Below are 18663 nucleotides of genomic sequence, written 5' to 3' on the forward strand. Positions count from 1 at the left end.
CATGGCCGAACAGACGTCAGGCGCGAACGATGTGAGGGAGCGTCAAGTCCCGGTGGCGATCGTCGGGATGGCCGTCCTGCTGCCCGGAGCCGAGGACCTGGACGCGTACTGGCGCAACCTCGTCGACGGGGTCGACGCCGTACGGGAGGTGCCCGAGGGGCGCTGGGACCCGGTGTACTACCGGCCCGGCGACCCGGGCGGGGCCGCGGACCGGATCTACTGCCGGCGCGGCGGCTTCGTGGACGGCCTCGCCGCGATCGACGCGGCCCGCTTCGGTCTCATGCCGAGCTCGGTCGCGGGCACCGAGCCCGACCAGCTCATCGCGCTCTCGGTCGCGGCCCGCGCGCTCGCCGACGCGGGCGGCGAGGAACGGCTGCCCGACCGCGCCCGGGTCGGCGTGGTCCTCGGCCGCGGCGGCTACCTGGGCCCGGGCCTGGTCCGCCTCGACCAACGGGTGCGCACCGCCCACCAGTTGACCCGCACCCTGGGGGAGCTCCTGCCCCACCTCGGCCCCGGTCAGCTCGAGCGGGTGCGGGCCGCCTTCACCGAGACGCTGGGGCCCGAGCAGCCGGAGTCCGCGATCGGACTCGTCCCCAACCTGGCGGCCTCGCGGATCGCCAACCGTCTCGACCTGCGGGGCCCGGCCTACACGGTGGACGCCGCCTGCGCGTCCTCGCTCATCGCGGTCGACCAGGCCGTGGGCGAACTGGCCTCGGGGCGCTGCGACCTGATGCTGGCGGGCGGGGTCCACCACTGCCACGACATCACGCTGTGGAGCGTCTTCGCGCAGTTGCGCGCCCTCTCGCCGAGCGAGCGCAGCCGCCCCTTCCACGCGGCGGCCGACGGCATCCTCATCGGCGAGGGCACGGGCGTGGTCGCCCTCAAGCGCCTCGCGGACGCCGAACGCGACGGTGACCGCGTGTACGCCGTGATCCGGGGCACCGGGGTGGCGGGTGACGGCCGCGCCGCCGGGCTGATGAACCCCGACCCGGGCGGTCAGGCCCGCGCGGTCCGCCAGGCCTGGCGGGCGGCCGGCCTCGACCCCCGCGATCCTGCCTCCCTCGGCCTCCTGGAGGCCCACGGCACCGGCACCCCGGCGGGCGACGCGGCGGAACTCGCCACCCTGGCCGAGGTGTTCGGTCCGGGTGCGGACAGTGCGGCCGACGCCCCCGTCATCGGCTCGGTGAAGTCGATGATCGGCCACTGCATGCCCGCGGCGGGCGTCGCCGGGCTGGTGAAGGCGGCCCTGGCCGTGCACCACGCGACCCTGCTGCCGACCCTGCACTGCGAGGACCCGCACCCCGCCCTCGCCCGCACCCGGTTCCGTCCCGCGCCCACCGCCCGCCCCTGGGAGGGACCGCTGCGCCGGGCCGCCGTCAACGCCTTCGGGTTCGGCGGGATCAACGCCCACGTGATCCTGGAACAGGCGCCGGACGCCGTGTCCGCCCCCCGCCGCGCGGCCGTACACGAACCGGAACGGGTGCTGCGCCTGACCGCCGCCACCCCGCAGGACCTGGCGCGGCTCCTGGACGCGGACGACACGACGGTACGGGAGCGGGGCGCGCCCTCCCCGTACGAACCGGACACACCCGCGGCCACCCGCCTCGGCATCGTCGACCCGACCGCGAAACGGCTGGCCCTCGCCCGCCGCGCGGTGGCCCAGGGCCGCCCCTGGCGCGGTCGCGGCGATGTGTGGTTCGCGCCGCGCCCGCTGCTCGGCGAGTCGGGCGGCGGCAAGGTGGCGTTCGTCTTCCCCGGTCTGGAGGCCGAGTTCGCGCCCCGGGTGGACGAGGTGGCCGAGCACTACGGGCTGCGGCTGCCCGGCCGTACGTACTCCGGGGCGACCGACGTCGCCCGGCACGGCCTCGGAGTGCTGCGCGTCGGCCGGGTTCTCGACGAGGCCCTGCGGGCGCTGGGCGTCCAGCCCGACGGGGTGGCCGGGCACAGCGTGGGGGAGTGGACCGCGATGATCGCGGGCGGGATGTTCGCCGCCGACAGGGCCGACGACTTCTTCGCCTCCTTCGACCCCGACTCGCTGAAGGTGCCGGGCCTGGCGTTCGCGGCGGTCGGCGCACCGGCGGCCGTGGTGGACCGCGCGCTCGCCGACTGGCCCGGTCTGGTCCTCTCGCACGACAACTCGCCCGGCCAGTCGATGGTGTGCGGACCCGAGCGGCCCGTGGAGGAGTTCGCCGCGAAGCTCCGGGCCGAGCGCGTGATCTGCCAGGTGCTCCCCTTCCGCTCCGGCTTCCACACCCCCATGCTCGCCCCGTACCTCGGTCCGCTGCGGCGGGGTGTGGACGCGGCGGAGATCCTGCCGCAGCGGGTCCCGGTCTGGTCCGGGACCACGGCGGCCCCCTTCCCGGCCGGTCCCGACGAGGTCCGCGCGCTGTTCGTCCGCCACCTCCTGGAGCCGGTGCGGTTCCGGCCGCTCGTCGAGGCGCTGTACGCGGCGGGCTTCCGCGCCTTCGTCCAGGCCGGCACCGGACGGCTCACCTCCCTGATCGACGACACCCTCAAGACCCGCGACCACCTAGCCCTCTCCGCCAACTCGCCCCGGCGCGGCGGACTGGCGCAACTGCTGCGGGTGGAGACGGGGCTGTGGGCGGAGGGGTACGCGCTGAAGCCCCGCCGGCCGGGTGGCGCGGCGCGCCCCGCCGCCCGGCCGGACAGGCCGCGGTCCGCCCCCATCCCCCTCGACCTCACCGCCGCGCTGGTCCCGCTCGACCCGCACCGCCTGCACGCGTTACGGGACGAACTGCGCCCTCGTGGCGAGGAAGCCGAAGTCCCGCGTGCCGCAGGCGGGCTGGGGGAGGCCGTGGCCCGGAGCCACCCCGTCGCCGCCGAGCTGGACGCGCTGCTGCGGGAGACCGCGGACAGCGTCGCGGCCGTCCTGGAGGCGGCGGGCCCACCCCGGGCGACCGGCGCTCCGGGCCCCGGCGGCCTCCGCCCGGACGTGCAGTCCGCGAGCGGCGCCACCGCCCCGCCCCCCGAGCACCGCACCCGGATCCGCGTCTCCACCGAGACCATGCCCTACCTCCTCGACCACTGCTTCTTCCCGCAGCGCCCGGGCTGGCCCGAACCGGCGGACCGGCATCCGGTCGTCCCCGCCACCACCGTCCTGCACCACGTGATGGCCGCCGCCGAGCGGGCCGCGCCCGGGCGGCGGGCCGTCGCCGTGCACGACGTCCGGCTGGAGAAGTGGGTCAACGCCATCCCGGCCGTGGACGTGACCGTCACCGCCCGGCCACAGGGCCCCGGCCGGTGGGCCGTCGCCTTCGGCCCGTACGCCCGCGCGACCGTCGAGCTCGCCCCCGGCCACCCCGCCCCGGCGCCCGCCCCGCCGCTGGACACCGCCGGCGAGCGCCCGCCGGACCACGCGGCGGCCGAGCTGTACCGGGACCGGTGGATGTTCCACGGGCCCGCCTTCCAGGGTGTCACCGCGCTGACGGGGATCGGGCCCGGCCACGTCCGGGGCACGATCACCACGCCGCCCGCGCCGGGAGCGCTCCTGGACAACGTGGGCCAGCTCCTCGGCTACTGGCTGATGGCGACCCGCGCCTCCCGGACCGTGGTCTTCCCCGTGGCCCTGGAGCGGGCGCGGTTCTTCGGGCCGCACCCGCCCGTCGGCACGCCCGTCCGCTGCCACGCGGTCATCACCTCGCTCACCGAGGACACCCTCCTCGCCGACGCCCGGCTGACCCTGCCCGACGGGACGGTGTGGGCGGAGCTCACCGGCTGGCGCGACCGCCGCTTCTCCGGGCTCGACGCGCGCAGGTCCGGCGGCTACCCCGAGCACCTGGCCCTCGCCGAGGCCCGGCCCGGCGGCTGGTGCCTGCTGCGGGACCAGTGGCCGGACCCGGCCTCCCGCGACCTGCTCATGCGGACGCAGCTGGGGCGGGCCGAGCGCGAGGCGTACGCCACGAAGCCGCCGCGCGGCCGGCGGCAGTGGCTGCTCGGCCGGATCGCCGCCAAGGACGCGGTACGGCGGTGGCTGTGGGAGCACGGCGAGGGCGCGGTGTTCCCGGCCGAGATCGAGATCGTGAACGAGGCGTCGGGACGGCCGCGCGCGGTGGGACGGCACGGCCGTACCCTCCCGCCGCTGGAGCTGTCCCTGGCCCACCGGGGCGATCTGGCGGTCGCGCTGGTACGCCCGCCGGGGCCCGGCCCGTATCCGTACGGCGTCGGCATCGACGTCGAGGAGATCGCCGACCGCACCCCCGAGACCCACCGCGTCGCCCTCGGCCCCCGCGAACGCGCCCTCCTGGAGCGGCTCGTGGCCGCGACAGGGGAGTCCCGGGCGCGGTGGTTCACGCGCTTCTGGGCGGCCAAGGAGGCCGTCGCCAAGGCGGCGGCCACCGGGCTCGGCGGCCGGCCGCACGCCTTCGAGGTGACCGGCGCGGCCCCCGACGCCCTCACCGTCACCGTCGACGGCCGCCGCCACCACGTCCCCTGCGCCCTCGTCACCGACACCCATGTCGTGGCCTGGACCACGTCCGCGCCGCCCACCGAGGAGAGTGCCCCGTGACCACCAGCGAACGGCCGCCCGCCCCCGCCCCGCTCGCCCCGCCCCCCGACGAGGAGACCGTCCTGGCCGAGATCGCCCAGGCGATCGTGACGGTGCTCGGGGACTACGCCCCCGACCCCGCCGACATCCGCCCCGACACCCTCTTCGGGGACGACCTGGAGCTGGAGAGCATCGACCTCGTCATGCTCTCCGGACACCTGGAGGAGCGGTACGGGGAACGGGTCAACTTCGCCGAGTTCGTCGCCGGTCTGGAGATCGACGAGATCATCGCGCTCACCGTCGGCCGGCTCGTCGCCCATGTGGTGCGGTGCCTCGGCGAGGCCCCCGGACCGGGGACCGCGCGATGGTGATGATCCGCGCCAACGGGCTCGGGCTGCACGTCCAGCGGCTCGCCCCCAGGGACCGCCCGCCGCGGGGGACGGCCGTGTTCATCCACGGCGCCTTCATCGACAGCCTCGCCAGCTACTACTTCACCCTCGGCCCGGTCTTCGCCGCCGCCGGGTACGAGGCCGTCATGTACGACCTGCGCGGGCACGGCCGCAGCGAACGCCCGCCCACCGGCTACACCCTGGAGCACTTCACCGCCGACCTCGACGCGCTGCTCGACGAGCTGGACATCGATCACCCCGTCCACCTCGTCGGCAACTCCTTCGGCGGCACGGTCGCGCTCGACTACGTCGTGCACCGGCCCGAACGCGTCGCCACCGTCACCGTGATCGAGTCCGGGCCCGCCAGCCGCACCTGGTCGGACACCATGGCGGCGGCCCTGCGGCACGCCGTGGGCATGCCGGAGGACGACGCGCTGCTGTGGTTCACCGAGCAGTACGGCACGCTCTCCTCGACCCGGACCGGCGACGCCCGCCACGACGCCCACATCCGCCGGCTCGGCCAGGCCGCCGGGCGCCTGGTGCGCTCCACCACCATCGCCGAGGACATCCCCGGCGGCCGGGTCCTCACCGACGGGCAACTGGGCCGGGTGCGCTGCCCGGTCCTGCTCATCAACGGCCAGGAGGGACTGGTGGCCGCCGAGGCCGCGCGGCTGCGGTCGCTGCTGCCGCGGTGCCGGGTCGCGGTGGTGCCCGGGCAGAAGCACTCGGTCCTGGTCGAGGCGTCCGACGCGGTCGGCGAACTCGCCCTGAGCTGGATCCGCGACCACCCGGCCGCCCTGCCCGGGCCCACCGCCGCGGCCTCGGCACCGGGCGAACCGGGGCCGGTCCGGTGAGCCGATTCCTGTTCGTGGTGCCGCCGCTGACGGGCCACGTCAACCCGGCCGCCGCCGTCGCCGCGGAACTCGGCGCCCGCGGCCACGAGGTGGCCTGGGCGGGCCGCCCGGAAGTCGTGGAGCGGCTCGTGCCGGACCGGCCGGTGGTGTACGCGTGCGCGGGCCCCGACGGCATCGGCGGACGGCCGCCGGAGCTGCGCGGGGTCGCGGCCCTGAAGTTCCTCTGGGCACGGTTCCTCGGCCCCCTCGCCGAGGCGATGGCGCCCGGGGTGGCGGCGGCGATCACCGCCTTCCGGCCGGACGTGGTCGTCGCCGACCAGCAGACCGTGGCGGGCGCCCTGGTCGCCGAACGGCTCGGGGTGCCGTTCGCGACCTCCTCGACCACCTCGGCCGAACTCACCGACAGCATGGCCGGGATGCCCGGCGTGCACAGCTGGCTCACCGGGCTCCTGCACGAGCTGCGCCAACGCATCGGCGACCCGGCCGCCGGCCACGACCCGCGCTTCTCCCCGCTGCTCACCCTCGCCTTCACCACCCCCGAGCTGACCGGCCCGTACACCACCCCCGACACCGATCTGCGCTTCGTGGGCCCGGCGCTGGCCGCCCGGCGCTCGGCCACCGGCGGTCTCCCCCGGCAGTGGCTGGACCTGGCACCCGGGACACCGGCCGTGCTGATCACCCTGGGCACGGCCAACACCGACGCGGGCGGACGCTTCCTCGCCGAGAGCGTCGCGGCGGTGCGCGCCCGCGCCGGACGGCTGCGGGCGGTGGTCTGCGACCCGGGCGGACTGCTCGGAGCGGTGCCGCCGGGACCCGGCGTCCTGGTCGCCGCCGAGCTGCCGCAGGTCGCGCTGCTGGAGCGGATGTCGGCGGTGGTCTGCCACGCGGGCCACAACACCGTCACCGAGGCGCTGTGGCACGGGGTGCCGCTGGTGGTCGCCCCGATCCGGGACGACCAGCCGGTCGTGGCGGCCCAGGTGGTGGGCGCCGGGGCCGGGGTGCGGGTGAAGTTCGCGCGGGCCGGGCGCGAGCAGATCGGCGCGGCCCTGGACGCGGTGGTGACCGGGCCGGGCCACCGGGAGGCGGCCCGGCGGATCCGGGACGCCTTCCGCGCCGCCGGCGGCGAGTCGGCCGCCGCCACCCACCTGGAGAAGCTCGCCGCCGCCGAACAGCCCCGGTAGCCCCCACCCCCGTAGAGAGGGACGCACATGCCCGACAGCGAACGGATCGCCGGTCTCCGCCCGTCGTACCAGGAGGAGCTGGCCCGTGGCACGGCCCGCTTCTTCCTCCCGCCGCGCACCGACTGCCCGTGGTGCCTGGGCCGCGACCTGCGCCGCAAGTTCCGCACCACGGACCTCATCCAGGGCAAGCCCGGCCACTTCGTCCTGGACGAGTGCCGGGGCTGCGGGCACGTCTTCCAGAACCCGCGGCTGAGCCAGGAGGGCCTGGACTTCTACTACCGGGACTTCTACGACGGCCTCGGCGCGGAGACCACCGCCAAGATGTTCGAGGGCAACGGCAGCAGGAAGCGCTTCCGGCGCAGCGCCCGCGCGCTGCGCCGGGTCGCCGCGCCGCGCCGGTGGCTGGACGTCGGCACCTCGCTCGGCCACTTCTGCGCCGCCGCCAAGGAGGTGCTGCCCGATACCGCGTTCGACGGCCTCGACATGGGCGAGGGCGTCGAAGCCGCCGCCAAGGAGGGCCGGGTCGAGGTGGCCTACCGGGGCCTGTTCGTGGAGCTCGCCGACGAGATGGCGGGCCGTTACGACGCGGTCAGCATGTTCCACTACCTGGAGCACACCCCCGACCCGCACCGCGAACTCGCCGCCGCGCACACGGCGCTGGCCCCCGGCGGCCGGCTGCTGATCGAGGTCCCCGACCCCCGGTCGTGGTCGGGGCGGCTGCTCGGCCGGCGCTGGCTGCCCTGGTTCCAGCCCCAGCACCTCAACATGGTCCCGATGGGCAACCTGTGCCGGCGGCTGCGCGAGCTGGGCTTCACCGTCGAGGTGGCCGAGCGGCGCGACGCGCACATCCCCGCCGACCTGGTGTGCGCCGCCTGGTTCCTGTTCGACCGGCTGCTGCCGCGCGACGACGCCCCCTGGCGGCCCCGCAGGCCGGGCCCCGCCGCGCGGGCCGCGCGGTTCACGCTGGTGTGGGCGGCCGTGCCGGTGCTGGTCGCGGTGTTCGCCCTGGACCAGCTGCTCAACCCGCTGCTGCGGCGGACCCGGTTCTCCAACGCGTACCGGGTCATCGCCCGCCGGGACGGGTGAGCGCCGTTCAGCCGCCGGAGAGCACCTGCGCCAGGTCGTAGGAGACCGGTTCCTCCAGCTGGGTGTACGTACAGCTGTCGGGGGACCGGTCCGGGCGCCAGCGGCGGAACTGGGCGGTGTGCCGGAAGCGGTCGCCCTCCATGTGGTCGTAGGCCACCTCGCACACCCGCTCCGGCCGCAGCGCCACCCACGACAGGTCCTTCTTGCCCGTCCAGCGGCTCTGCGCGCCCGGCAGCCGCGCGCCCGCGTGGGCGGCCTCGTCCAGCCACGCGGCCCACGGGTGCCCGCCGCCCACCGGGTCGTCCATCAGCAGCGGCGCCAGCTCCTCGATCAGCTCGGCCCGGCGCTTCATCGGGAAGGCCGCGCAGACCCCGACGTGCTGGAGGGCGCCCGAGCCGTCGTACAGGCCCAGCAGCAGGGAGCCGAGGACGGGTCCGCTCTTGTGGAAGCGGTAGCCCGCCACCACCACGTCGGCCGTACGCTCGTGCTTGATCTTGTACATCAGCCGGGCGTCCTGGCGGTAGCGCAGGTCCAGCGGCTTGGCCACCACCCCGTCGAGCCCGGCGCCCTCGTACCGCTCGAACCACTCCCGGGCCTGCTCGATGTCGGTGGTGGCGGGCGCCAGGTGCACCGGCGGGGCGACGCCCTCCAGGGCCCCGGTCAGAGCCGTCCGGCGCTCGCTCAGCGGGGTGTCGAGCAGCGACGCGTCCCCCAGCGCCAGCAGGTCGAAGGCGATGAAGCTGGCGGGGGTGCGCTCCGCCAGCAGGGTCACCCGGGAGTCGGCCGGGTGGATGCGCTCGGTGAGCCGGTCGAAGTCGAGGCGGCCCCCGTGGACGATGACGATCTCGCCGTCCACCACACAGCGCTCGGGCAGCCGCTCCTTCAGGGCCCGGGCGAGCTCGGGGAAGTAGCGGGTGAGCGGCTTGCCGTTGCGGCTGCCGATGACGATCTCGTCGCGGTCGCGGTGCACGATCGCGCGGAAGCCGTCCCACTTCGCCTCGTACTGCATCCCGGGCGGAATCCTGGCCACCGACTTGGCGAGCATCGGCTTCACAGGTGGCATCACCGGCAGATCCATACCGTAGATTCTCGCCGGATCAGTCCGATATGCGCCATTTACGGCACGCGCCTACCGTGGCCTGCATGGGCACGAGCAAGGGCGAGGCCGTGGAGCTGGACGTGGCCGGACGGGCCGTTAGGCTGTCCAACCCGAACAAGGTGTACTTCCCGGAGCGCGGCTACACCAAGCTGGACGTGGCCACGTACTACCTGGCCGTCGCCGACGGGATCACCCGCGCCCTGCGCGACCGCCCCACCACCCTGGAGCGCTACCCGGACGGCGTGGACGGCGAGTCCTTCTTCCAGAAGCGGGCCCCCAAGAATTTGCCCGAGTGGATCCCGACCGCCCGGATCTCCTTCCCCAGCGGCCGCCACGCCGACGAGATCTGCCCGACCGAGGCCGGCGCCGTGCTGTGGGCCGCCAATCTGGGCTGCCTCACCTTCCACCCGTGGCCGGTGCGGCGCGAGGCCACCGACCACCCGGACGAACTCCGCATCGACCTCGACCCCCAGCCCGGCACCGGCTTCGACGACGCCGTCCCGGTCGCCCACGAACTGCGCGCCCTGCTGGAGGAGTCGGGCATCAGGGGCTGGCCCAAGACCTCCGGCGGCCGGGGCATCCACGTCTTCGTCCCCATCGAGCCGCGCTGGACCTTCACCGAGGTGCGCCGCTGCGCCATCGCCGTCGGGCGGGAGCTGGAGCGGCGCATGGCGGGCAAGGTCACCACCGCGTGGTGGAAGGAGGAGCGCGGCGAGCGGATCTTCGTCGACTACAACCAGACGGCCCGCGACCGCACCATCGCCTCCGCCTACTCGGTCCGCCCCAAACCGCACGCCCCGGTCTCCGCGCCGCTGCGCTGGGAGGAGCTGGACGCCGTCCGCCCCGAGGACTTCGACCTGCGGACCATGCCCGCGCGGTACGCCGAAGTGGGGGACGTCCACGCGGACATGGAAAACCACGCCTTCGGCCTGGAGCCGCTCCTCGAACTCGCCGCCCGCGACGAGCACGACCACCGGCTGGGCGACCTGCCGTATCCGCCGGACTATCCCAAGATGCCGGGGGAGCCCCTGCGGGTGCAGCCGAGCCGGGCCAGGAAGAAGGACGCCTAGGGCGCGGGGCGAGGGTTTCGCCCGCCCCGCGAGGCCCCGCGCACCGGCCGGTCCCGGTCCCGGTCCCGGCTCGGCCCCGGTCCCGGTCCCGGTCCCGGTCCCGATCCCGGTCCCGGCTCGGCCCCGCCCGGCTCGTATCGCCTCGCCGCGCTACGCCGTGGGCGGCCGGCGCTCGGCCGGGGGCAGCAGGAGTATCTCCAGCGCCTGGGCGCACGCGCGCGCCTGTGCCAGGAACCAGGCGGCGCGCTCGTCCGTCATCACCGAGGGCGCGGCCCGCAGGGACAGGGCGAAGCGGGCGTGGCCGGCCCGGTCGAGGACCGGCACGGCCAGGGTGCGCGTCCCGTACGCGGCGCCGTACGCGCCCGGGACCGTCTCGCTCTCCTCGCGCGCGAAGCCGTCGGCCCGGACGTCCGCCAACTCCTCGCCCGGCGCCGGGTGTTCGTCCGGGCCCGGCCAGGCGAGCAGCACCCGGCCCGGCGCGGTCGACCGCAGCGGGCGGCGCAGCCCCGCCATCGGGGGCACCGGGCCGCCCGCGACGATCACCGCGTGCGGGCCGCTGCGCAGCGCGAGGTCGGCGACGGCGCCGGTCCGCGCGGCCAGGTCGGCGAGCTCGGGGGCGGCCAGATGGAGTCCGCGCTGGTGGTAGGAGAGGCGGCCGAGCTCGGTCATGGCGGGGCCGAGCCGGTAGCGCGCGGTGCGGACGTCCTGCTCCAGGAAGCCCGCCCCGACGAGCGTGCGGGCCAGCCGGTGGGCGGTGGAGACGGGTAACCCCAGGCGCCGGGAGAGATCGGACGCGCTGAGGTCGGGGCCGTTGTCGTGGAAGGAGTGCAGCACCTCCAGGGCGCGCTGCACGGCCTGCGCGCCGGTCGGGGTACGCACCGTGGTGGCCTCGGTCATATCGGCTCCCTGACGGGTCGTGATCGACGAAGGGCTCCACACTACGGCCGGGTGTTCTGGTCGCTCAGGGCAACGGGGAAGGCGGCCGGAACCGCTCACGTGCCGTGGTCGGCAGGCCGTAATCGGCCAAAGACCGGGCGCCGGGGCAAGATCGCTTGACGCGGGCGGGGGAGGGCGTTCAACGATCATTGACCGGACGTTGATCCGGCCCCGCCAGCATGGATGGCATGTCGATCAACACCACCGTCGCCGGGCCGGAGTTCGCCTGGCAGGAGACCGCGTTGTGCGCCCAGGCGGGGCCCGAGTTCTTCTTCCCGGCCCCCGGCAGCTCGACGCGGGAGGCCAAGCAGCTCTGCGGCGGCTGCGAGGGACGCCAGGCCTGCCTGGAGTACGCGCTGGCGAACGACGAGCGGTTCGGCGTCTGGGGCGGCCTCTCCGAGCAGGAGAGACTCCAGCTCCAGCGCAGCCGCGGGCTGCGGCGCGGCCGGGCCTGAGGGGGTCGAGCCACGAACCCGGCCGGCTCAGGAACGGCCGGGTTCCTCCGGCGGACGCGCGTGCCCGTTCGGGGGCGGGCCGCGCGTCCGCACCCCCCCTTTCCACCCCGGCGCCGCCCACCGGATCCGGTCGGTTCCGGTGCAGCCTGCCCCACAAACCCTGGCACGTCCGGTCCCGTCCGGTCATGCTGGGCGGGTCGGGGAGCCGGGGGCACGGCATGGGGGGGCGTGGTGCGGAGAGCGGGCACGGCGGAGCGCGCGTACGACTACATCGTGGTGGGAGCGGGGTCGGCGGGCTGTGTGCTCGCGGCACGGCTCTCCGAGGACCCCGGTGTCCGGGTCGCGCTCGTCGAGTCCGGACCGCGCGACCGCAACCCCGGCATCCGTGTCCCGGCCGCCTTCCCCCGACTCTTCAAGACCGCCTACGACTGGGACTTCACCACCGTCGGCCAGGAGGCGCTGGACGGACGCGCGCTCTACTGGCCGCGCGGCCACACCCTCGGCGGCTCCTCGTCCATCAACGCCATGATGTGGGTCCGCGGCCACCGCGCCGACTACGACGCCTGGGGCGAGGCGGCCGGGCCCGCGTGGGCGTACGACGCGTTCGTGCGGTACTTCCGCCGGGCCGAGCGCTGGACGGGCCCGGCGCCCCAGGACTCGGTGTACGGCACCCGCGGGCCGCTGTGGATCTCGCCCCTGCGCGACCCCAGCCCCCTCACCCTCGCCTTCCTCGCCGCCTGCCACGACCGCGGCCTGACGGGGCTGAGGGAACTCAACGGCCCCGACCACTCCGGATACGCGACGACCCCCGTCAACCAGCGCGACGGGCGCCGGTGGAGCGCCGCCGACGGCTACCTCCGGCCCGCCGCGCACCGCCCCAACCTGGACGTGCTCACCCGCACCCGGGTGCACGGGCTGGAGTTCGAGGGCCGCCGGGTCACCGGGGTCAGGACCCAGGGCGCCCCGGGCACCCTCACCGCCCGCCGCGAGGTGATCCTCAGCGCGGGCGCCATCGGCTCGCCGCAGCTGCTGATGCTCTCGGGCATCGGCGACCCGGAGCACCTGCGGCGGGCGGGGGTCGAGGTCAGGGTGGCCTCCCGGGACGTCGGCCGGCATCTCCAGGACCATCTCGCGTACGCCGTGACCGTGCGCTGCCCCCGGCCCGTCACGCTCACCGGCGCGGACACGCTCCCCAACCTCGGCCGCTTCCTGCTGCGCGGCCGGGGCCCGCTGACCTCCAACCTGGCGGAGGCGGTCGCGTTCGTGCGCACCCGGCCGGACCTGGTGGCGCCCGACATCGAGCTGGTCTTCGCCCCGGTGCCGTTCGTCGGCCACGGGCTCACCCCGCCCACCGAGCACGGCCTGACCGTCGGGGTGGTCCTGCTCCAGCCCGACGGCGAGGGCCGCGTCGAGCTGGCCGGGCCGTCCGCCGCCGCCCCGCCGCGGATCGACCCCGGCTATCTGAGCGCCGAGGACGACCTGCGCCGGCTGCTGGTGGGGGTGCGCCGGGCGGAGCAGCTGCTGGCCACCCCGGCGCTGGCCGAGCACACCTCGGGGCCGCTGGCGCCCTACCCCGGGGTGGTCGACGACGAGAAGCTGGCCGCGGCGGTGCGCGCCTCGGCCGAGTCGCTGTACCACCCGGTCGGCACCTGCCGGATGGGCGCCGACGCGGGCTCGGTCACCGACCCCCGCCTGCGGGTGCGCGGCACGGAGGGGCTGCGGGTGGTCGACGCCTCCGTCATGCCGAGGATCACCCGCGGCCACACGCACGCCCCGACCGTCGCCCTCGCCGAGAAGGCGGCGGAGCTGATCCGCCAGGACGCGCGCCGGCCGTCACGGAGCACGTGAGGGCGCGCGGCAGCTCTCGGGGAGGTACGTGAGGAAGCGCCGGAGCCGTGCGTGCGCCGGGGCGCGCGGGGCCGTCAGGCCTTGCCGCGTGCCACCAGCCGGGCCTTGCGCGCGGCGAGCTTCTCGTCGAACTTGCTCGCCTCCGCGTCCAGACCGCCCATGTACAGGCCGAGCTCCTCCTGCGCCTTCAGCCCCTCCGGGCCGAGCCCGTCGATGTCCAGGACCTTCAGGAAGCGCAGCACGGGCTGGAGCACGTCGTCGTGGTGGATGCGCAGGTTGTAGATCTCGCCTATCGCCATCTGCGCGGCGGCCCGCTCGAAGCCGGGCATGTTGTGGCCGGGCATCCGGAAGTCCACGACCACGTCGCGTACCGCCCGCATGGTCAGGTCGGGGGCGAGTTCGAAGGCCGCGCCCAGCAGGTTGCGGTAGAAGACCATGTGCAGGTTCTCGTCGGTCGCGATCCGCGCCAGCATGCGGTCACAGACCGGGTCGCCCGACTGGTGGCCGGTGTTGCGGTGCGAGATGCGGGTGGCCAGCTCCTGGAAGGCCACGTACGCCACCGAGTGCAGCATCGAGTGGCGGTTGTCGGACTCGAAGCCCTCCGCCATGTGCGCCATGCGGAACCGCTCCAGCTGGTCCGGGTCCACGGCGCGCGAGGCGAGCAGGTAGTCGCGCATCACGATGCCGTGCCGGCCCTCCTCGGCGGTCCAGCGGTGCACCCAGGTGCCCCAGGCGCCGTCCCGGCCGAAGAGGCTGGCGATCTCGTGGTGGTAGCTGGGCAGGTTGTCCTCGGTGAGGAGGTTCACCACGAGCGCGATCCGGCCGATGTCGGTGACCTTGGACTGCTGCGGCTCCCATGCCTCGCCGTCCTCGAAGAGGCCGGGGAAGTTGCGGGCGTCCGACCACGGCACGTAGTCGTGCGGCATCCAGTCCTTGGCCACCTTCAGGTGCCGGTTGAGCTCTTTCTCGACGACCTCTTCCAACGCGTACAGCAGCCGGGCGTCGGTCCACACGTCCGAACTGCCGAGGTGGGGGGAGGTGATCGTCACGAGGGTGCTCCAGGGGGACGGGGAAGGGGGACGGGTACCTACGCCTACGTAGGTTACGAGACCGTAGGTTAAGCGCGCGGTAGGCCCCGAGCCAAGTCCCGCCTTCCCCCCATACCGCTACCCTCCGTAGTCCACACAGCTCAGGACGGGCCGGAGAGAGACAAGTCCGACATCCTTACTGGCCGTCGCGCACCTCCTCGGCGGTGGTGTCGCGCAGCTCGCCGTCGAGCAGCAGCCACCGGGTGACGCCGATCGACTCCAGGAACGGCACGTCGTGCCCGGCCACGATCAGCGCCCCCTCGAAGGCGGCCAGCGCCTCGGTGAGCCGCCGTACGCTCGCCATGTCCAGGTTGTTCGTCGGCTCGTCCAGCATCAGCAGCTGCGGCGCGGGCTCGGCGAGCAGCAGCGCGGCGAGCGAGGCCCGGAAGCGCTCGCCCCCCGAGAGCGTCCCGGCCGGCCGGTCCGCCCGGGCCCCCTTGAACAGGAAGCGGGCCAGCCGCGCCCGGACCGCGTTGGCGGTGGCGCCCGGCGCGTACCGCGCCACGTTCTCCACCACGCTGAGCTCGTCGTCCAGCACGTCCAGGCGCTGCGGCAGGAACCGCAGCGGCACGTGCGCCACCGCCTCCCCGGCCGCCGGGGCGAGCTGCCCGGCCAGGGTGCGCAGCAGGGTCGTCTTGCCGGCCCCGTTGCGGCCGACGAGCGCGATCCGCTCCGGCCCGTGGATGTCCAGACTGCCCAGCGCCCGCTCCGCGTACGGCAGGCGCAGCTCGCGCAGGGTCAGCACGCTCCGGCCCGGGTGGACCTTGGTGTACGGGAGTTCGACGCGGATCTCGTCGTCGTCCCGGACCGCCTCCACGGCCTCGTTCAGCCGGTCCCGGGCCTGGGCGAGGCGCTCGGTCTGGAGGATGCGGTGCTTGCCCGCCGACACCTGGGCCTCGCTCCGGCGGCCATTGGCGATGATCTTCGGGACCCGCTTGTTCTCATAGCTCTTCTGGCCGAACCGCTGACGCCTCGCCAACTTGACGTGCGCGTCGGTCAGTTCGCGCTTCTGGCGCTGCACGTCGGCCTCGGCCGTGCGCACCATCCGCTCGGCCGCCTCCTGCTCCACGGCCAGCGCCTCCTCGTACGCCGAGAAGTTGCCGCCGTACCAGGAGACCTCGCCCTCGCGCAGATCCGCGATCTGGTCGACCAAGTCGAGGAGTTCACGGTCGTGGCTGACCACCACCATCACCCCCGGCCAGGCGGCCACCGCGTCGTAGAGCCGCCGCCGGGCCCGCCGGTCGAGGTTGTTGGTGGGCTCGTCCAGCAGCAGGACGTCGGGGCGGCGCAGCAGCAGCGCGGCCAGGCGCAGCAGCACCGACTCGCCGCCGGAGAGCTCCCCGATGGTCCGGTCGAGGCCGACGCCGTCGAGGCCGAGCTGTCCGAGCGCGGCCCGGGCCCGCTCCTCCACGTCCCAGTCGTCGCCGACCGCCGTGAAGTGCTCCTCGCTCGTGTCGCCCGCCTCGATGGCGTGCAGCGCCGCCCGTGCCCGGTCGATGCCGAGGGCCTCGTCGACCCGCATCCCGGTGGCCATGGTCAGGTTCTGCGGCAGGTACCCGATCTCGCCCGTGACGACGACCCGCCCGCCGGTGGGGGTGAGTTCGCCGGCGAGCAGCCGCAGCAGCGTCGATTTCCCGGAGCCGTTGAGGCCGATCAGCCCGGTGCGGCCGTGGCCGACGGCGAGCTGGAGGCCGTCGAGGACGGCCGTGCCGTCGGGCCAGGTGAAGGAGAGGTCGAAGCAGCTGATGTGCGTCGAGGACGCGGAGTACGTAGACATGGATGTCTCCCTGTTGCGCGGAAGAGGGGCGGGGGCAACGGGAACTGAGACACCGGTGTCAGGGCAGCGGGGGAGAAGAAGAAGGGCCCTGGTCGTGGAGGACGGCTCGGAGGCAGGTCACACCGCGCGCGCGACACGGAAGGGAGTGCGCGAAACGGTGTCTCAGGTGCCTCAGACGAGCAACGTCCTACTCCGATCGACGACGACAGGGCCGAGAAGAACGTACGACGGGGCGCCCGCGGGCCGCAAACGATTTAACGGCACGGCGCGCCGCGCGGGGCGGGCCTCCGGGTCAGCAGGCGTCGCGCAGCAGCGCGGTGAGGTCCCCGTCGAGGTCGAGGTAGTGGTGCTCGTGGCCCGCGGGCACCATCAGCTGGGTGCGCTTGAGGAAGCGGCGCAGCTCCGAGGTGCGGATGTGCACCATCGCGGTGCCCTCCGGCGCGTGGAACTCCACGACCGTACGGTCGAACCCGTACGGCCGGACCCGCACGTCGCCCATGCCCGCGGAGGTCTCCACCCCCGTCTCCAGCAGTTCGCGCGAGAACGCCCAGCAGACCTCCACGCCTTCGAGGGTGGCGGGCGCGGGGAAGACCATCCGCACGGCGAACGGGTCCTCGCGGTCGTAGCTCAGCGTCGCGGGGACGGTCTGGACCCGCGGGTCGGAGGCGATCAGGCGGGCCTCGACGGCTTGCTCGATGACAGTGGACAACGCCCTGTTCCCCTAACCTCACGACCGGGTACTTCTCTTCCTGCTGCTCACGAAGACGGCAGAAGACACGGGTGCGTGCACACGAGCCGGGGGTGAGCTGTGTCACCTGATCGCTACGTGTGCGTCACTTACCGGTGCGTCACCGCCGGGTCCCGCGCGCTGTCCAACGAGCTCCGGATTGATGGCGATACGGTCGAATTTCGCCCTCTGGACGGCCTTCGCGGGGCCGACTAGCTTCCAGCGCCATGAAGCTCATGGGGAAGACGAGACGCATGCTGTCGGTGGGGCTCGGCGTGGCGGCGCTGGCGGGCGCGCTGACGGCGCCGGCCCAGGCGCACGGCCACGACGGGGACCGCCCGGCACCGGCCTGGCAGCCGGCACCGACCGGTACGGACGCCCGGTTCCGGGGGCTCGCGGCGGTCAGCCGGAGCACGGCGTGGGTGGCCGGCTCGAAGGGCACGGTGCTGCGCACCACCGACGGCGGGCGCACCTGGCGCGATGTGTCCCCTCCCGGCGCGGACGGGCTGGAGTTCCGGGACGTGGAGGCCTTCGACCGGCGGAGGGCCGTGGTGCTCGCCATCGGGGAGGGCGAGGCGTCCCGGGTCTACCGGACCGAGGACGGCGGAACCACCTGGAAGGAGTCGTTCCGCAATCCCGACCCCCGCGCCTTCTACGACTGCCTCACCTTCTTCGACCACCGCCACGGGCTGGCCGTCTCCGACCCGGTCGACGGCAGGTACCGCGTCCTGTCCACGGCCGACGGCGGCCGCTCCTGGAAGGTGCTGCCCACCACCGGTATGCCGCGGGCGCTGCCGGGCGAGGCCTCGTTCGCGGCGAGCGGCCAGTGCCTGGTCAGCTCAGGCCCACGCGATGTGTGGCTCGCCACCGGGGGCGCCACGACCGCCCGCGTCCTGCACTCCGCGGACCGCGGGACGACCTGGACGGCGACCGATTCGGCGATCCCGGCCGGTGACGCGGCGCGCGGTGTCTTCGGGCTCGCCTTCCGCGACCGTACGCACGGGATCGCGGTCGGCGGCGACTATCGGGCCGGTCAGACCTCGCCCCGCGCCGCCGAGGTCACCCGGGACGGCGGTCGCACCTGGTCCCCGGCCGCGGCCCCGGTCGCCGCCTACCGCTCCGGCGTCGCCTGGCTGCCGCACAGCCGGTCGGCCGCGCTCGCGGTGGGCCCCACCGGCACCGACGCGACCACCGACGGGGGCCGCACCTGGCGGACCGTCGGCACCGGCTCGTACGACACCGTGGACTGCGCGCCGGACGGCGGCTGCTGGGCGGCGGGGGAGAAGGGCCGGGTGGCCCGGTGGGCGCGCGGGGCACACCGGGGCCAGGGCGTGTCGCCCTAGCCGGTGGGCAGTTCCTGCCGGTAGGCGTCGAGTCCCGGGGCCACCTTGGTCGCCAGGAACTCGGTGATCCGGTACGCGCACACGCCGTTGACGCTGAAGGGGTCGGTCGCCGTGAGCGCCTCGATCGCCGCGCGGTCGTCCCCGACGGCCAGGATGACCCCGCCCTCGCGGGGCTCCTTGCGGCCGGAGGCGATGAACACACCCGCCTCGTACTGTGCGTTCAGCCAGCTGACATGGGCGTCGAGCAGTTCGTCGACGCGGGCCAGGGGAGCCGTGTAGGTCAGGTCCAGTATGAACATGATCGGC

15 protein-coding genes are annotated in these 18663 nt (G+C 74.8%); 9 read left to right on the forward strand and 6 right to left on the reverse strand.

Annotated elements, in window-relative coordinates:
* Positions 1 to 31: 31 nt before the first annotated feature.
* From ABZ404_RS06040 to ABZ404_RS06060, 5 genes are read left to right on the forward strand one after another with little or no spacing between them, the layout of a single operon-like run.
* Positions 32 to 4525, forward strand: coding sequence for a beta-ketoacyl synthase N-terminal-like domain-containing protein (locus ABZ404_RS06040; RefSeq protein WP_358833167.1), 4494 nt, complete (start codon positions 32 to 34; stop codon positions 4523 to 4525).
* The gene (locus ABZ404_RS06045; protein WP_358833168.1) at positions 4522 to 4875 is read left to right on the forward strand and encodes a phosphopantetheine-binding protein; all 354 of its coding nucleotides are present in this window, start codon (positions 4522 to 4524) and stop codon (positions 4873 to 4875) included. The genes ABZ404_RS06040 and ABZ404_RS06045 overlap by 4 nt, the downstream gene beginning before the upstream one ends.
* A complete protein-coding gene (locus ABZ404_RS06050; protein ID WP_358833169.1) occupies positions 4869 to 5747 on the forward strand; it encodes an alpha/beta hydrolase in 879 nt (292 codons plus the stop codon). Before ABZ404_RS06045 ends, ABZ404_RS06050 begins: the two co-directional genes overlap by 7 nt.
* Positions 5744 to 6928: a glycosyltransferase gene (locus ABZ404_RS06055; protein WP_358833170.1), complete on the forward strand. Its 1185-nt coding sequence runs from the start codon at positions 5744 to 5746 to the stop codon at positions 6926 to 6928. Before ABZ404_RS06050 ends, ABZ404_RS06055 begins: the two co-directional genes overlap by 4 nt.
* Positions 6929 to 6955: 27 nt before the next feature.
* Complete coding sequence (locus ABZ404_RS06060) at positions 6956 to 8014, forward strand: class I SAM-dependent methyltransferase (RefSeq protein ID WP_358833171.1); 1059 nt, start codon at positions 6956 to 6958, stop codon at positions 8012 to 8014.
* Between the two features lie 7 nt (positions 8015 to 8021).
* Here the strand turns inward: ABZ404_RS06060 and ABZ404_RS06065 are convergent, their stop codons facing one another.
* Positions 8022 to 9092 (reverse strand): ATP-dependent DNA ligase, encoded by a 1071-nt coding sequence (locus ABZ404_RS06065; protein ID WP_358833172.1) that lies wholly within the window; start codon positions 9090 to 9092, stop codon positions 8022 to 8024.
* A 65-nt stretch (positions 9093 to 9157) separates the two neighbouring features.
* Here ABZ404_RS06065 and ligD point away from each other — a divergent pair, with 65 nt between their 5' ends.
* On the forward strand, positions 9158 to 10183 hold the full coding sequence (ligD, locus tag ABZ404_RS06070; protein ID WP_358833173.1) for a non-homologous end-joining DNA ligase: 1026 nt from the start codon (positions 9158 to 9160) through the stop codon (positions 10181 to 10183).
* 150 nt (positions 10184 to 10333) lie between these two features.
* Here the strand turns inward: ligD and ABZ404_RS06075 are convergent, their stop codons facing one another.
* On the reverse strand, positions 10334 to 11080 hold the full coding sequence (locus tag ABZ404_RS06075) for an IclR family transcriptional regulator (protein WP_358833174.1): 747 nt from the start codon (positions 11078 to 11080) through the stop codon (positions 10334 to 10336).
* Positions 11081 to 11307: 227 nt separating this feature from the next.
* On the opposite strand from ABZ404_RS06075, the gene ABZ404_RS06080 reads away from it, so the two are divergent.
* Positions 11308 to 11574 carry a WhiB family transcriptional regulator gene (locus tag ABZ404_RS06080; protein ID WP_358833175.1) on the forward strand — a complete coding sequence of 89 codons (267 nt, stop codon included), beginning with the start codon at positions 11308 to 11310 and terminating at the stop codon, positions 11572 to 11574.
* 228 nt (positions 11575 to 11802) lie between these two features.
* Positions 11803 to 13422: a GMC family oxidoreductase N-terminal domain-containing protein gene (locus tag ABZ404_RS06085; protein ID WP_358833176.1), complete on the forward strand. Its 1620-nt coding sequence runs from the start codon at positions 11803 to 11805 to the stop codon at positions 13420 to 13422.
* 74 nt (positions 13423 to 13496) lie between these two features.
* On the opposite strand, the gene ABZ404_RS06090 is transcribed toward ABZ404_RS06085, so the two are convergent.
* The 3 genes from ABZ404_RS06090 to ABZ404_RS06100 form a co-directional block, all read right to left on the reverse strand.
* Entirely contained in the window at positions 13497 to 14471 is a 975-nt protein-coding gene (locus ABZ404_RS06090) for an acyl-ACP desaturase (RefSeq protein ID WP_358833177.1), read from the reverse strand.
* Between the two features lie 175 nt (positions 14472 to 14646).
* Positions 14647 to 16287 (reverse strand): ATP-binding cassette domain-containing protein, encoded by a 1641-nt coding sequence (locus ABZ404_RS06095; protein WP_358833178.1) that lies wholly within the window; start codon positions 16285 to 16287, stop codon positions 14647 to 14649.
* Positions 16288 to 16579: 292 nt separating this feature from the next.
* Complete coding sequence (locus ABZ404_RS06100; RefSeq protein WP_358833179.1) at positions 16580 to 16996, reverse strand: SsgA family sporulation/cell division regulator; 417 nt, start codon at positions 16994 to 16996, stop codon at positions 16580 to 16582.
* 245 nt (positions 16997 to 17241) lie between these two features.
* Here ABZ404_RS06100 and ABZ404_RS06105 point away from each other — a divergent pair, with 245 nt between their 5' ends.
* Positions 17242 to 18357: an oxidoreductase gene (locus tag ABZ404_RS06105; RefSeq protein ID WP_358833180.1), complete on the forward strand. Its 1116-nt coding sequence runs from the start codon at positions 17242 to 17244 to the stop codon at positions 18355 to 18357.
* On the opposite strand, the gene ABZ404_RS06110 is transcribed toward ABZ404_RS06105, so the two are convergent.
* On the reverse strand, positions 18354 to 18656 hold the full coding sequence (locus tag ABZ404_RS06110; RefSeq protein WP_358833181.1) for a YciI family protein: 303 nt from the start codon (positions 18654 to 18656) through the stop codon (positions 18354 to 18356). The two genes, ABZ404_RS06105 and ABZ404_RS06110, sit on opposite strands and share 4 nt — an antisense overlap.
* Positions 18657 to 18663: the final 7 nt, after the last annotated feature.

Source organism: Streptomyces sp. NPDC005878, from assembly GCF_040629815.1.
Lineage (GTDB): Bacteria > Actinomycetota > Actinomycetes > Streptomycetales > Streptomycetaceae > Streptomyces.